Origin of the sequence: Massilia sp. BHUDP2 (genome assembly GCF_046236355.1) — a bacterium.
In the GTDB taxonomy this organism is placed as follows: domain Bacteria; phylum Pseudomonadota; class Gammaproteobacteria; order Burkholderiales; family Burkholderiaceae_D; genus Telluria; species Telluria varians.
In genome coordinates, this window is sequence record NZ_JBJUVW010000003.1 from 16734 (window position 1) to 30032 (window position 13299).

Here is a 13299-nt window from a genome sequence, read left to right on the forward strand (position 1 = left end):
TGCGACATCGCGTCAAGCCGAGGCCAGGTCGAAAGGCAGCTTGCGCAGGCGCTTGCCGGTCAGCCGGAACACGGCGTTGGCAAAGGCCGGCGCCAGCGGCGGCAGGCCCGGCTCGCCGACGCCGGTGGGCGGATCGTTCGACGGCACGATGTGCACCTCGACCTGCGGCATCTCGTGGTGGCGCGCCACGACGTAGTCGCCGAAGTTCTGCTGCTCGACCACGCCGTCCTTGAGCGTGATCGCGGCGCCCGGCAGGGTCATTCCCAGGCCCATCAGGGCCGCGCCCTGCACCTGCGCCTCGATCGACAGCGGGTTGACCGGCTGGTTGCAGTGCACGCCCGCGACCGCGCGGTGCAGCTTCGGCACGCCGTCGACCACCGAGGCCTCGACCACGTAGGCGACCACCGAGCCGAAGGACTCGTGCACGGCCACGCCCCAGGCGCGCCCCTTCGGCAGCTTTTTCGTGCCGTAGCCGGACCTGGCCACCGCCAGGTCGAGCGCCGCGCGGTGACGCAGGTGCTTCTCGCCCATCAGCTTCTTGCGGTAGGCGACCGGGTCCATCCTGGCCACGTGCGCGGCCTCGTCGATCAGGGTCTCCATCACGTAGGCGGTATGGGTCGAACCGACCGAGCGCCACCACAGCACCGGCACGTTCTGCTTCACGCCCTCGACCGCCAGGTTCAGCGGCACGTCGTAGGGCGCCCCCATGCCCTCGACCGTGCTGCCGTCCACGCCGTCCTTGACCATGCCCTGCTCGAACATGGTGCCGGCCATGATCGACTGGCCGACGATCTTGTGGTCCCAGGCCACGATCCGGCCCTTGCCGTCGATGCCCAGGTCGGCGCGGTGCACATAGGACGGGCGGTAGTAGCCGCCGCGGATGTCGTCCTCGCGGCTCCACACCAGCTTGACCGGGCCGCTCTTCCCAAGCGCGCGCCAGGCCTTGGCGATGCGGACCGTGTCGCCGACCCAGTCCGATGCCAGCACCGCACGGCGGCCGAAGCCGCCGCCGGCCATCATGGTGTTGATCGTCACCTGCTCCGGCTTGAGGCCGAGGATGCCTGCCGCCACCTGCTGGTCGACCGTCTGCGACTGGGTACCGGCCCAGATCGTGCAGGAGTCAATCTTCAGGTCGACCACGCAGTTGAGCGGCTCCATCGGCGCATGCGCCAGGTAGGGGAATTCATAGACCGCCGAGATCTTGTGGGCAGCGCCGGCCAGCTGCGACACGTCGGCCTTGCGCGCGCGCGCGCCGCCCGGAGCCTTGGCCAACTTGCGGAATTCTTCCAGCTGCTGCGCGCTGCTGACCTTCTCGAGGCCGCTCGTGTCCCACTCGGCCTGCAGCGCCTCGCGGCCCTGCTTCGCCGGCCAGTAGCCTGTTGCGAACACGGCGACGCCACGGGCGCCGCGGTCCAGGTCCACTTCCAGCACCTCGACCACGCCCTTCACGGCGCGCGCGGCTGCGGCATCGAACTTTGCTACTTTCGCGCCGAACACCGGCGGGCGCGCCACCAGCACGGTCAGCGCATCCTCCGGCGTGAAGTCGATGCCGAACTGCTGGCGGCCGCTCGACTTGGCGCGCGCATCGATGCGGCGCATCGGCTTGCCGATGTAGCGGTAGGCTTTCGGCTCCTTCAGCACCACGGTGGCGGGCACCGGCTGCTTCATCGCGGCCTCGGCCAGCGAACCGTAGCTCGCCTTCTGGCCGTTCGGGCCGAGCACCATGCCTTTCGAGGTGCGGCACTGCCCAGGCGCGACCTTCCACTGCTCGGCCGCGGCGGCGACCAGCATGGCGCGGGCGCGTGCGCCGATCTCGCGGTATTGCGTGAAACCGTGCGCGATGCTGCCCGAGCCGCCGGTGATCTGGATGCCGAAAGCCGGATCCTTGTAGACCTCGCCGGCCGGGGCCAGCTCGCCACGCATCTGCGACCAGTCGGCGTCGAGTTCCTCGGCGATCAGCATCGGCAGCGAGGTGTGTACGCCCTGGCCGAATTCGAGGCGGTTGACCATGACGGTGATGGTGTTGTCGGGCGCCACGCGCAGGAAGGCGTTCGGTGCGTAGACCTTGGCTTCGGCGGCCTGTGCGAAACGATGCGCGCCCGGCAGCGTAAAGCCCAGCACCAGCCCGCCGGTGGCGGCGCCCGCGGTCTTCAGGAAGCCGCGGCGCGACAAGCCGGCGCCGGCGGAGCGCGCGGCGGCGGCGCGGTCGATCCAGTCGAATTTCATCGCGCTCTCCTCAGGCCAGGGTCGTGGCGGCATCCTTGATGGCCGCGCGGATCCGTTGGTAGGTGCCGCAGCGGCAGATGTTGCCGCTCATCGCGTTGTCGATGTCGGCGTCGCTCGGGCGCTTGTTGGTGCGCAGCAGGACCACGGCGCTCATCACCTGGCCGCTCTGGCAGTAGCCGCACTGCGGCACGTCGTGCTTGACCCAGGCGTCCTGCACGGCCTTGCCGACCTTGTCGTTTTCCATCGCTTCGATGGTGGTGATCTTCATGCCCTGCGCGCTTGATATCGGCGTGACGCAGGAGCGGATCGGGTTGCCGTCCAGGTGCACGGTGCAGGCGCCGCACAGCGCCGCGCCGCAGCCGAACTTGGTGCCCGTCATGTCGAGGTTGTCGCGCAGCGCCCAGAGGATGGGCGTGCTGGGGTCGGCGTCGACCTGGAGGTCGCGCCCGTTGATGTTCAAGGTCACCATGTACTGCTCCCTGTTTGGACTACGTGCTTGTTTTTGTTTTACGGCTTACTTCAGCGACTGCAGCTTGGCTTCCAGCCCCTTCAGGTCGATCGCGCCCGGGATGCGGGAACCATCGGTGAAGAAGATGGCCGGCGTGCCCTGGATACGCAGCTTCTGGCCGAGGGCCACGACCTGGTCGTTCGGCGACTCGCAGCCGGCCGGCGCCGCCGGGGGCAGCTTGTTGTTGATCATCCAGTCGTCCCAGGCCTTGACGCGGTCCGCGGCGCACCAGATGTTCTTCGACTTCACGAACGAATCCTCGGACAGGATGTTGTACATGAAGGTGTAGATCGTGACGTTGTCGATTTCCTTGAGCGTGGTCTGGCGCAGACGCTTGCAGTAGCCGCAGTTCGGATCCTCGAACACGGCGATGACGCGCTTGCCGTTGCCCTTGACCTGCTTGAGCGCCAGTTCCAGCGGCAGGTCGCTGAACTTGATCTTGTTGACCTCCTCGATGCGGGCGCGGGTCAGGTTGGTCGAAGTCTTGGTGTCGTAGACGTGGCCGATGAACAGGTAGTCGCCCTTCTTGTCCGTATACAGGATGTCGCCGGCCACCCGCACTTCGTACAGGCCGCTGTAGGGCGTCTCGCGGATCGATTCGATCTTGGCGCCGCCCAGGCGCGGTTCGAGCGCCTTCTTGATCGTGGCTTCGGTGGTGTTCTGCGCTTCCACGCAGGATGCGAGCAGGCCCGTCGCCAGCAGGACGGCGACCTTGGTTTTCAACATGACAAATTCCTTAATAGATTTACTTGCCCATCGCATGCGCCATCAGGCGACGCTTTACCGAAGGCAATTTATCGAGCAAGTTTAATCCGAAATTACGCACGACGCGTACCGGTTCCAGGTTGGCGCCGAACAAACGTTCGAGCCCGTCGGTGGCCCATTGCATGAGCAGCACGTCTTCCTTGCGCTTGCGGGCATAGCGAGCCAGCACCCGTTCGTCGGCGATGCCGCGCCGGTCTTCGCGTTCGCGCAGCACCTGCAGCAGGTCGACGATGTCGCCGAAGCCCAGGTTCATGCCATGGCCGGCCAGCGGATGTACCGCGTGGGCGGCGTCGCCCACCAGGGCCACGCGCGGCGCCACCAGCGAGTGCGGGCGCACCAGCGCCAGCGGCACCGCCTTGACGGCTTCCGGCAGCAAGGGGCGCAGGGTGCCGAGCTTGTCGTCGGCGTATTCGGCCAGGCGGATCGCCAGTTCGCCGAGCGACTCGTCCATCAGGGTGTCGGCCAGGGTTTCCGGGGCGGACCACACCAGCGAGACGCGGTTGCCCGGCAGCGGCAGCAGCGCGATGATGCCGTCGGCGCAGGTGAACCACTGGTAGGCCACGCCGTGGTGCGGCTTGTCGCAGACAAAATTGGTGACGATGGCGCGCTGGTGGTACATGCGGTAATCGACGCCGATGTCGCACTGGCCGCGCACCCAGGATTCGCGCCCGTCGGCGCCGACCACCAGTTCGCAGGCGATTTTCGTGCCGTCTTCCAGCAGCACGGCGGCCCCCAGCTCGCTGCAGGTCAGGTCGCAGGCGCAACCGGACACCATCTGGACGTTGGCGGCGAACTTGAGCGCCGCGTCCAGCGCGCCGTTCAGGTTGCTGTCCTCGACGATCCAGGCCAGCGTGCCGACGTGGGCGCCGAAGGCGTCGAAGCCCAGGTTGCCGCCCTGCTGGCCGTCGCCCTTGATGTCCATCGCATCGACCGGCTGCACCCGCGCCAGGTCGAGGGCGCCCCAGACCTTGAGCGATGCCAGCAGGTCGTGGGCCGTGTGGTTGAGGGCATAGACGCGCACATCCCAGGGTTTTTCCGCCGCCGAGGTGCTCGGCGTCTCTGGCGCCGGACGCGCTGGCGGCACCAGGAGGGTGACGCTGTATCCCGACTGGGCAAAACCGAGGGCGGCAGTCTTGGCGATGGCGCCGTTGCCGACAATGCAGACGTCGCTGCGGTACTGGGCGGAGGTGGTAGTCATGAAACACATTATAGCGAGATGTCAACAGCGCGCTCGGGCATCTGAAGCGCGCCACAGGCGCTTCCCGGCCACAGCGTGCGCATGGGGGCTTGCGCGGATGAGAATCGCTGGCTATAATCATGCCTCTCTTGGCCTGGTAGCTCAGTTGGTAGAGCAGAGGATTGAAAATCCTTGTGTCGGTGGTTCGATTCCGCCCCGGGCCACCAAGAATTAAAGAACGCCACCCTCGGGTGGCGTTTTTGCTTTCAAAGGTCTTCCATGCATACCCTGCCTCCCTGCCCCGAATGCCAGTCCACCCTCACCTATGAAGATGGCAGCGGCCAGTACGTCTGCCCGGAATGCGCCCATGAATGGCCGGTAGAGGGCGACGCGCCCGAAGCGGCCCGGGTCTGGCGCGACGCTTCCGGCAATATCCTGCAGGACGGCGATAGCGTCACCGTCATCAAGGACCTCAAGCTGAAAGGCGGGGGCGGCGTGGTCAAGCAGGGAACCAAGGTCAAGAATATCCGCCTGGTCGAGGGCGACCACGACATCGATTGCAAGATCGAGGGTTTCGGCGCGATGAGCCTGAAATCGGAGTTCGTGCGCAAGAGCTGAGCCCTACTTTTGTGCAACCAGGCAAGATGACTTAAGATAGGTTCATCCATCCTGTCGAACAGCCAAGGGGTAGGCAAGCCGTGCCGATCCATTTTGCCAGACGCCTCACCGGGCACAAGCGCAGCGTCGATGCCAACAGGCATCTCGGTGTCACGCTGGCGTTCATTGCGGGCGCGATCAACGCGGGCGGTTTTCTCGCCGTGCAGCAGTACACCTCGCACATGACCGGTATCGTGTCGGGCATGGCGGATCACTTGGCGCTGGGGGACTATGCGCTGGTACTGGCCGGATTCGGCGCGATCCTGTCCTTCCTGCTGGGCGCCACCTGCACCGCCCTGATGGTCAGCCACGCTCGCCAGCGCCGCATGCACAGCGAATACGCCCTGCCCTTGCTGCTCGAGGCCGTGCTCCTGCTCGGCTTTGGCCTGCTTGGCGGCCACCTTGCCGCGATCGCCGGGCTGTTCGTTCCGCTGACCGTCATGCTGCTGTGTTTTATCATGGGCCTGCAGAATGCCTTGATCACCAAGCTGTCCAGGGCCGAGATCAGGACGACCCACATGACCGGCATCATCACCGACATCGGCATCGAACTGGGAAAAATGGCGTATCGCCGGGCGGCGCCCGGCGCCGGCAGGGTCGTGCCGAACCGGGACCGGCTCGGGATCCATACCATGCTGGTGCTGTCCTTCTTCTTTGGCGGCGTGATCGGCGCGCTGGGATTCGCGCACATCGGCTACCGGTCGACGGTGCCGCTTGCCGTCGTCCTGTGCGTGCTGGCGATCGTTCCGGCACTCGACGACCTCGAACGACTGCGGCGCCGGCGCGCCAGAAAATAAAACGCCACCGCGTACGGTGGCGTTCATCCTGTCCAGGGCCGCTTACTTGCGCTCGGCCGCCGATTTGTCGCGCGCCGCGCGGAACTCCGATTCCGGCGCCCAGTTCGGCCAGCCGGTGGAATTGGCCAGGTCCGATCCCAGCGCATACAGCAGCTCCAGGTCACGCGCCATGCCGGTGAAGGTCCAGGCCGGATTGAATTCGTCCGACGGCTGGTGGTAGTGCTTCTCGGTGTAAGCCACTTCGTCCGCCATGCCGGCCTGGGTGCCGCCCTCGACCCAGTTCTTGCCCGAGCCGAAGGAAATCGCCGGCACCCCGCGCTTGGCGAACGGGAAGTGGTCGGAACGGAAGAAGTAGCCCGCTTCCGGTTTCGGATCCGGCGAGTACGTCATGTTCCAGCGCTTGGCCTTGGCGGTCAGCTGGTCCAGCAGTTCCAGCTTGGCGCTGCCCGAGATGGTGAAATCGCGTGCCGGACCCTGCGGGTTCAGGGCGTCCATGTTGATCACCGCCACGGTCGAGGCCAGCGGATACAGGGGATTCGAGGCGTAGTATTCCGAGCCGAGCAGGCCCTTCTCTTCCGCCGTCACCGCCAGGAACACGACGCTGCGCTGCGGCGCCGGCTGCTTGGCGTAGACGCGCGCCAGTTCCAGCATGGCGGCGATGCCGGTGGCATTGTCCACCGCGCCGTTATAGATCTTGTCGCCCTTGGCGTCCGGCTGGCCCACGCCCAGGTGGTCCCAGTGGCCGCTGTAGATCACATACTGCTTCGGCTGTTTGCTGCCCTCGCGGATCGCGACCACGTTCTTCGAGGTGACGACCTGGGAATCGGTGCTGTAGTCGGCCGACAGCTTGACGCCTTTGAGCTCGACCGGCTTGAAGTCGCGGGTCTGGGCCTGCTTCTTGGCCGCCTCGAAATCGAGGCCGGCCGCCTTGAACATCGAGGCCGCCAGGTCGCGCTGGACCCAGGCTTCCATCGGCGCGTGCGACTTGCGCGGTTCCTTGCGCACCACGTCGTACATGACGTTGGTATTCGAGTTCTGCACCGTCGCCCAGCCGTAGGAGGCCGGCGCGGTCTCGTGCACGATGATGGTGCCGAGCGCGCCGCGGCGCGCCATCTCTTCGTACTTGTAGGTCCAGCGGCCGTAATAGGTCATCGCCTTGCCGCCGAACTCGCCCTGCCCGGTTTCGAAATCCGGATCGTTAATCAGGACCACCGCCAGCTTGCCCTTCAGGTCCACGCCCTTGAAGTCGTCCCACTTGCGTTCCGGCGCGGTGACGCCGTAGCCGACGAAGACCAGTGGCGCGTCCTTGAAGGACACCTGTTTCAGGCCGCTCATCGAGGCGCGCACGGCCATGTCCGGCCCCTGCTTCAGCTCGCGGCTGGCGCCGCCCTGGGTGAGGGTCAGCTTGACCGGCCCCTTGATCTCGAAACGGCCCAGGGGCACGTCCTGGGTCCAGGCGCGCTTGCCGTCCTTCAGGTCGCCGCCCGGCTGCAGGCCGGCCGCCTTGAACTGCTGCACGAGGTAATCGACCGTCCTGGTTTCACCCGCGGTGTTGGGGCCGCGGCCTTCGAATTCGTCCGAGGACAAGGTCTTGACGTCCTGGGCCAGGCGCTTGGGGTCGAAGCGCGGGCCGTCGGCGGCCTGCGCGGCGGTAACCGCAAGGCCCATCAGAACTAGGGTAGCGTATTTCAAACGAGTCTCCATGTCGTAGCGATTAACGGTAATGCCTTCAGCTTGCCGCCGGGTAGGTGTAGGTCGAGCCGACGCCCAGCGGGATGTCCAGCGCCCAGAAGCCGAGCAGGAACGCGGTCCAGCATACCAGCATCGCCACCGAGTACGGCAGCATCAGGGCGATGAGCGTGCCGATGCCGGTCGACTGCACATATTTTCGGCAGAACACGATAATCAAGGGGAAGTAAGGCAGCAGCGGCGTGATGATGTTGGTCGAGGAGTCGCCCACGCGGTAGGCGGCCTGGGTGAAGTCCGGCGAGACGCCGAGCTCCATCAGCATCGGCACCATCACCGAGCCGATCAGCGCCCACTTGGCGGAGGCCGAGCCGATGAACAGGTTGACCGATGCCGTCAGGAGCACGATGCCGGCCAGGGTGACGCCCATCGGGAAGGCCATCTCCTTCAGCCACAGGGCGCCCTTGATCGCCAGCAGCGCGCCCAGGTTCGATTGCCCGAAGGCGAAGATGAACTGCGCGCAGAAGAAGGCCATGACCACGTAGTAGCCCATGCCGCTCATGGCGTGGCTCATGCCCTTGACGATGTCGCGGTGGTTCTTCGCGGTGCCGGCGACGTAGCCGTACACCACGCCCGGAATCAGGAAGAAGATGAAGATCAGCGGGACGATCGACTGCATCAGGGGCGCCCCTGCATGCGTGATCTCGCGCGTGTCCGGGGCGCGCCATGCCGAGCCTTCCGGCACGATCGACCATGCCAGCAGCGCCAGGCTGGCGACCATCGCCAGACCGGCCCAGCGCAAGCCCTTGCGCTCCCGGGGCTGCAGGTCATCCATCTTGGGCAGGTCGGCCGGATCAGCATCGATGGCCGCCGTCTTCTTCAGGCGCGGCTCGATGACTTTATCGGTCAGGAACCAGCCGACGCCGATCACCAGGAACAGCGATGCCGTCGTGAAGTAGAAATTGTTCAGGGGGTTGATGACGATCGCGGCGGCAGCCGGATCGGACGAGAGCCGCGCGGCCACCTGGGTCAGGCCGGCCAGCAGCGGATCGAGGCTGGAGGGCAGGAAGAAGGTGGCCGAGAAGCCGCCCGATACGCCGAAGAAGGCGGCCGAAATGCCGGCCAGCGGATGGCGTCCGGCGGCGTAGAAGATGACGGCCCCCAGCGGGATCACCAGCACGTAGCCGGCATCGACGGCGATGTGGCTCAGCACGCCGACGGCGACCAGCACCGGCGTGAGCAGGCGACGGGGGGTGACGGACAGGATCTTGCGCAGGCCGGCGTTGATGAAGCCGGTGTATTCCGCCACGCCCAGGCCCAGCATCGCCACAAGCACCACGCCCAGCGGCGGGAAGGTGACGAAGGTATTGACCATGCGCGCCGTGAAATCGGTCAGGGCGGTGGGCGCCAGCAGGTTCTTGACCTGGATGGCCTGGCCGGAGCGCGGATCGATCTCGGTAAACACCATGCCCGACATCGCCCAGGACGTGAGCCAGACCACGGCCAGCAGGAGGGCAAACAGGATCGCCGGATCGGGCAGCTTGTTGCCGACCCTTTCGATCAGGTTCAGGATGCGGTTCAGTGCGCCGGTTTTCCCGGCGGGTGCTTGCGTTTGCGTCAGCGTTTGTTCGGCCATTGCATACCCTTGTGTTCAGGCGACGAAGGTCGTGGTTGAAGAAAAAATTCAGCCGGAGACGCGCTTGAGGACGAACTCCGCGCGCGGCTTGTCATGGCGGTCCAGGCGATAGGTCAGCACGCTGCCATCCTGGCTGAGGCTGACGGTCCAGACATTGGTCTCGGCGCCGGGAACGAGCTTGGCGGTATAGGCATCGGCCAGGAAGGCCTGGGAGCGCGCGCTGCCGCCTTCCTTCGCCATGCCGCCGTACATGGTCACCGTATCCGGCGTGCCGTCCGGGTGGCGGTGGTCGTGGCGCAGCTCCAGCCCTGCCGGCGGACGGGTGAAGATCCAGGTACGCGAGCGGTTTTCGCCGACCTGCACCGGCATCCGTACCGCATCCGCTGTACAGACGACTTCGGTCGAAATGGTCTTGTTGGCGAACTCGCTGTTGGGATCGATCGCATACGAGAGCGCGCCTTCGAAGCGCTGGCCGCACATGCCTTTCAGCGTGGCCATGAAGCCGTCGCGGGCGTCAAGGGGTGGCGAAGCGGTGGCGCAGCCGGCCAGCAGGACGGCGGCGGCGAGAGCGGGAAGCAGAGAGCGCATGGTGGCCTGTTGCTTGTTGGACAAACTGTGAGAGTAGCACAGCAGTCCGGCGGCTTGGCAGGAAAAAACCGATGGCCCAGCCCCGTGTTTACGCTCGGACGCAGCACTCGACATGGGCCGATGCGATAATGCGGCATCGCTCAAGCACACTGGAGAACGCCATGCCCCATATCGCCGGAATCGACCACGTCCAGGTCGCCACGCCCCCGGGTGCCGACGAGGCCGCTCGTGCCTTCTATGGCGGCGTGCTGGGACTGACCGAGATTCCCAAGCCGGCGCCGCTGAACGCCTCGGGCGGCGCTTGGTTCCTGGCCGGCGGCAGCCAGCTGCACATCGGCGGCCAGGCCGGCTTCGTGCCGGCCAAGAAGGCACACCCGGCCTTCGCCGTCGAGGACTTCGAGGACTACTGCGCCCTGCTGCGCGAGCGCGGGGTGGAAGTGCGCGAAGAAGTCCAGGTCTATGGCCGGCGCCGCGCCGGCATCGAAGACCCGTTCGGCAACCGCGTCGAACTGATCGAGGCTGCGCGCGCCTAACGCGACTTGCAGCGACGCTCAAGCCGCCACCTTCGGGTGGCGTTGTCGTTTTTGCGCCTCTTCCGGCTTCCGGGTCTTGCACATTGTCGCATCTGGCACATACTGGAAATCCCACCCTTTTCGACAGGAGGCGATCATGCTCGAGCAGCAGAATGTCAAGGCAGTCCAGGAGTGCTATGCCGCGTACGGACGCAAGGATCTCGACAAGTTTTTCGCGTGCATGACGCCTGACATCGACTGGGAACTGACGGAGGTGCCGGGTGTTTCGTTCACCGGCAAACGGAAGGGATGCGAGCAGATCGCCGAGTATTTCGAGCAGTTCGACGAAAAGCTCGCGATACGGGAATTCACGCCCAGGGAATTCATCGCCCAGGGCGACAAGGTGGTCGTCCTGGGGCACAGTGCGTGGACGACCAAGGAAACGCAGAACGACATCGAGAGCGACTGGGTGCATGTGTTCACCCTCAGGGACGGGCGGGTTTCGGCCTTCCGCGAATACCTCGGCTCCCACCTCGGCATCGAATGCTTCGAATGCGCTCCGCTCGCGGCGGGAACGGCGGCCGGAAGTCCGGCGCCGCATTGACGGACAGGTGCAGGAAGGTGGTGTTCCTGCACCTGTCACCCATTACCAGAAGATCACGCGGTCCTTCGGCTCCAGGTACATCTTGTCGCCCGGCTTGACGTCGAAGGCTTCGTAGAAGCCCGGGTGGTTGCGCAGGCTGCCGTTGACGCGGAATTCCGACGGCGAGTGCGGGTCCGACTTCACCTGCGAGATCAGGGCCGCGTCGCGCGCCTTGCCCTTGCGTGCCTGCGACAGACCCATGAAGATGCGCTGCTCGGCGGTGAAGCCGTCGATCACCGGACCGGGCTTGCCCTTCAGGTAGATCTTGTAGGCGCGGCTGGCCATGATGGCGCCGGCGTTGTCGGCGATGTTCTCGCCCAAGGTCAGTTCGCCATTCAGGTGGTAGCCCGGCAGCGGGCTGTAGCCGGCGTACTGCGACACCAGCACCTTGCCGCGCGCCGCGAACTGCTTCGCGTCTTCCTCGGTCCACCAGTTGCGCAGATTGCCGTCGCCGTCGTACTGCGAACCCTTGTCGTCGAAAGCGTGGCTGATCTCGTGGCCGATCGAGATGCCGACCGAGCCGTAGTTCACCGCCGGTTCGGCGTTGGCGTCGTACAGCGGGTACTGCAGGCGCGCGGCCGGGAACACGACCTCGTTCAGGGTCGGGCTGTAATAGGCGTTGACGGTCTGCGGCGACATGCTCCAGACGCTGCGGTCGACCGGCTTGCCGAGGCGGTTCATCATGTAGTCATGACCGAACTCGCGCGAGCGCATCACGTTGCCCACCAGGTCGCCGCGCACGATCTTCAGACCCGAGTAGTCGCGCCACTTGTCCGGGTAGCCGATCTTGACGTTGATCTTCGAGAGCTTGGTGTGGGCCTGCTTCTTGGTTTCCGGCGACATCCATTCCAGCTGGTCGATGCCTTCGCCGAAGGCGGTGATGAAGTTCTTCGCCATGTCCAGCACCTGCTGCTTGCGCTCCGGCGGGAAATGCTGGGCCACGTAGGCCTTGCCCACCACTTCGCTCAGGTTGCGGTTGATCTCGGCGATCGCGCGCTTCTCGACCGGGCGGTTGACGGTGGCGCCGCCCAGCACGCCGCCGCGGAAGGCGAAGCCCTCGTCGACGAAAGGCTGCGACAGGTAAGGCGCATAGGCGCTCAGCAGGCGGAATTCGAAGTAGGACTTCCAGGTGTCCAGCGGCGTCGCGGCGATCAGCTTGTCGAGCGCGGCCACATAGCTGGGCTGGCTGACGATCACGGCATCGACCTTGCCGGCCGCGCCCACGCCCTTCAGGTAGGCGTCCCAGTCGATGCCGGGGGCCAGGGTGCGCAGCTGGGCCAGGGTGTGCTTGTTGTAGCGCTTGACCGGGTCGCGGTTCTCCACCGCGCTCCACTGCGAGCGCGCGATCTCGGTTTCCAGCGCCACGATCTGGGCAGCCTTGGCGTCGGCGTCCTGGTGGCCGGCCAGTGCCAGCATCTTGCCGATGTGCGCCTGGTACTTGGTGCGGATGTCCTTCAGGCGCGCTTCGTCCTGCAGGTAGTAGTCGCGGTTCGGCATGCCCAGGCCCGACTGCGAGATGCCCATGATGTAGCGGGTCGAATCCTTGTTGTCCTGGCCGACGCCCATGCCGAGCGGGCCGCCGACGTCGATGCGGTCGAAGCGCGCCATCAGGGCTGCCAGCTCCCGCTTGTCCTTCAGCGCATCGATGCGGGCGCGTTCCGCCTTGAGCGGCGCCAGGCCGAGCTCATTGCGGCGCTTCTCGTCCACGTAGCTGGTGTAGAAGTCGCCCATCTTCTGGGCTTCCGAGCCGGCCTTGGCGTTCTTCTGGCTTGCTGCTTCGCCGATGATCGCGCTGACCTGCTGCTCGACGCGCTCCTGCGCGATGCTGAAGGCGCTCCAGCTGGAACGGTCCGACGGAATGTCGACGTCCTTCAGCCATTTGCCCTGGGTATAGCGGAAGAAGTCGTCCTGTGCGCGCACGCCGGTGTCGATGGCCGTGACTTCGATGCCGGAAGTGGCGCCCGCCATCGCCGCGGACGGCGCTGGGGCCGCGGGCTTTGCTTCATGGGCGCCGGCTTGGGACGCCACTGCGAACAGCCCCGCGATCAAAGTGCTGCACAGACTACGCTTCATCTCTCTCTCCAGATTGTTGGTGTTAGGAACC

General features: G+C 65.8%; 12 protein-coding genes and 1 tRNA gene. 5 read left to right on the forward strand and 8 right to left on the reverse strand.

Going from position 1 to position 13299, the window contains the following annotated elements; genetic code table 11:
• Positions 1–12: 12 nt before the first annotated feature.
• Genes ACK6C6_RS16855 through ACK6C6_RS16870 form a run of 4 tightly spaced genes read right to left on the reverse strand, consistent with a single transcriptional unit; the run spans position 13 to position 4697 of the window.
• Positions 13–2226, reverse strand: a complete 2214-nt coding sequence (locus ACK6C6_RS16855; RefSeq protein WP_409268326.1) for a molybdopterin cofactor-binding domain-containing protein — start codon at positions 2224–2226, stop codon at positions 13–15.
• Between the two features lie 10 nt (positions 2227–2236).
• The gene (locus tag ACK6C6_RS16860) at positions 2237–2695 is read right to left on the reverse strand and encodes a (2Fe-2S)-binding protein (RefSeq protein WP_209589314.1); all 459 of its coding nucleotides are present in this window, start codon (positions 2693–2695) and stop codon (positions 2237–2239) included.
• 45 nt (positions 2696–2740) lie between these two features.
• The gene (locus ACK6C6_RS16865; RefSeq protein ID WP_036205672.1) at positions 2741–3460 is read right to left on the reverse strand and encodes a DsbC family protein; all 720 of its coding nucleotides are present in this window, start codon (positions 3458–3460) and stop codon (positions 2741–2743) included.
• A 19-nt stretch (positions 3461–3479) separates the two neighbouring features.
• A complete protein-coding gene (locus ACK6C6_RS16870; RefSeq protein WP_409268328.1) occupies positions 3480–4697 on the reverse strand; it encodes an FAD-dependent monooxygenase in 1218 nt (405 codons plus the stop codon).
• Between the two features lie 130 nt (positions 4698–4827).
• Here ACK6C6_RS16870 and ACK6C6_RS16875 point away from each other — a divergent pair.
• The 3 genes from ACK6C6_RS16875 to ACK6C6_RS16885 all read left to right on the forward strand — a co-directional run bounded on the left by ACK6C6_RS16875 (position 4828) and on the right by ACK6C6_RS16885 (position 6130).
• A tRNA-Phe gene (locus ACK6C6_RS16875) sits at positions 4828–4903 on the forward strand.
• A gap of 52 nt (positions 4904–4955) precedes the next feature.
• A complete protein-coding gene (locus ACK6C6_RS16880; RefSeq protein ID WP_409268329.1) occupies positions 4956–5294 on the forward strand; it encodes a zinc ribbon domain-containing protein YjdM in 339 nt (112 codons plus the stop codon).
• An 80-nt stretch (positions 5295–5374) separates the two neighbouring features.
• Positions 5375–6130, forward strand: coding sequence for a YoaK family protein (locus ACK6C6_RS16885; RefSeq protein WP_409268330.1), 756 nt, complete (start codon positions 5375–5377; stop codon positions 6128–6130).
• A 42-nt stretch (positions 6131–6172) separates the two neighbouring features.
• Here the strand turns inward: ACK6C6_RS16885 and ACK6C6_RS16890 are convergent, their stop codons facing one another.
• From ACK6C6_RS16890 to ACK6C6_RS16900, 3 genes are read right to left on the reverse strand one after another with little or no spacing between them, the layout of a single operon-like run.
• Positions 6173–7822, reverse strand: a complete 1650-nt coding sequence (locus tag ACK6C6_RS16890) for a M28 family metallopeptidase (RefSeq protein ID WP_409268331.1) — start codon at positions 7820–7822, stop codon at positions 6173–6175.
• Between the two features lie 37 nt (positions 7823–7859).
• Positions 7860–9452 carry an AbgT family transporter gene (locus tag ACK6C6_RS16895; protein ID WP_209589309.1) on the reverse strand — a complete coding sequence of 531 codons (1593 nt, stop codon included), beginning with the start codon at positions 9450–9452 and terminating at the stop codon, positions 7860–7862.
• A 48-nt stretch (positions 9453–9500) separates the two neighbouring features.
• A complete protein-coding gene (locus tag ACK6C6_RS16900; RefSeq protein ID WP_409268333.1) occupies positions 9501–10040 on the reverse strand; it encodes a hypothetical protein in 540 nt (179 codons plus the stop codon).
• 161 nt (positions 10041–10201) lie between these two features.
• Here ACK6C6_RS16900 and ACK6C6_RS16905 point away from each other — a divergent pair, with 161 nt between their 5' ends.
• Positions 10202–10573, forward strand: coding sequence for a VOC family protein (locus ACK6C6_RS16905; RefSeq protein ID WP_409268335.1), 372 nt, complete (start codon positions 10202–10204; stop codon positions 10571–10573).
• 136 nt (positions 10574–10709) lie between these two features.
• The gene (locus tag ACK6C6_RS16910) at positions 10710–11156 is read left to right on the forward strand and encodes a nuclear transport factor 2 family protein (protein ID WP_209589301.1); all 447 of its coding nucleotides are present in this window, start codon (positions 10710–10712) and stop codon (positions 11154–11156) included.
• A gap of 42 nt (positions 11157–11198) precedes the next feature.
• On the opposite strand, the gene ACK6C6_RS16915 is transcribed toward ACK6C6_RS16910, so the two are convergent.
• The gene (locus ACK6C6_RS16915) at positions 11199–13268 is read right to left on the reverse strand and encodes a M13 family metallopeptidase (protein ID WP_409268336.1); all 2070 of its coding nucleotides are present in this window, start codon (positions 13266–13268) and stop codon (positions 11199–11201) included.
• Positions 13269–13299: the final 31 nt, after the last annotated feature.

Excerpts from the sequence above, each read along its gene's own strand:
- ACK6C6_RS16855 (WP_409268326.1), bottom strand. The coding sequence starts at position 2,226 with ATGAAATTCGACTGGATCGACCGCGCCGCCGCCGCGCGCTCCGCCGGC.
- ACK6C6_RS16860 (WP_209589314.1), bottom strand. The coding sequence starts at position 2,695 with ATGGTGACCTTGAACATCAACGGGCGCGACCTCCAGGTCGACGCCGAC.
- ACK6C6_RS16865 (WP_036205672.1), bottom strand. The coding sequence starts at position 3,460 with ATGTTGAAAACCAAGGTCGCCGTCCTGCTGGCGACGGGCCTGCTCGCA.
- ACK6C6_RS16870 (WP_409268328.1), bottom strand. The coding sequence starts at position 4,697 with ATGACTACCACCTCCGCCCAGTACCGCAGCGACGTCTGCATTGTCGGC.
- ACK6C6_RS16880 (WP_409268329.1), top strand. The coding sequence starts at position 4,956 with ATGCATACCCTGCCTCCCTGCCCCGAATGCCAGTCCACCCTCACCTAT.
- ACK6C6_RS16895 (WP_209589309.1), bottom strand. The coding sequence starts at position 9,452 with ATGGCCGAACAAACGCTGACGCAAACGCAAGCACCCGCCGGGAAAACC.
- ACK6C6_RS16900 (WP_409268333.1), bottom strand. The coding sequence starts at position 10,040 with ATGCGCTCTCTGCTTCCCGCTCTCGCCGCCGCCGTCCTGCTGGCCGGC.
- ACK6C6_RS16905 (WP_409268335.1), top strand. The coding sequence starts at position 10,202 with ATGCCCCATATCGCCGGAATCGACCACGTCCAGGTCGCCACGCCCCCG.
- ACK6C6_RS16910 (WP_209589301.1), top strand. The coding sequence starts at position 10,710 with ATGCTCGAGCAGCAGAATGTCAAGGCAGTCCAGGAGTGCTATGCCGCG.
- ACK6C6_RS16915 (WP_409268336.1), bottom strand. The coding sequence starts at position 13,268 with ATGAAGCGTAGTCTGTGCAGCACTTTGATCGCGGGGCTGTTCGCAGTG.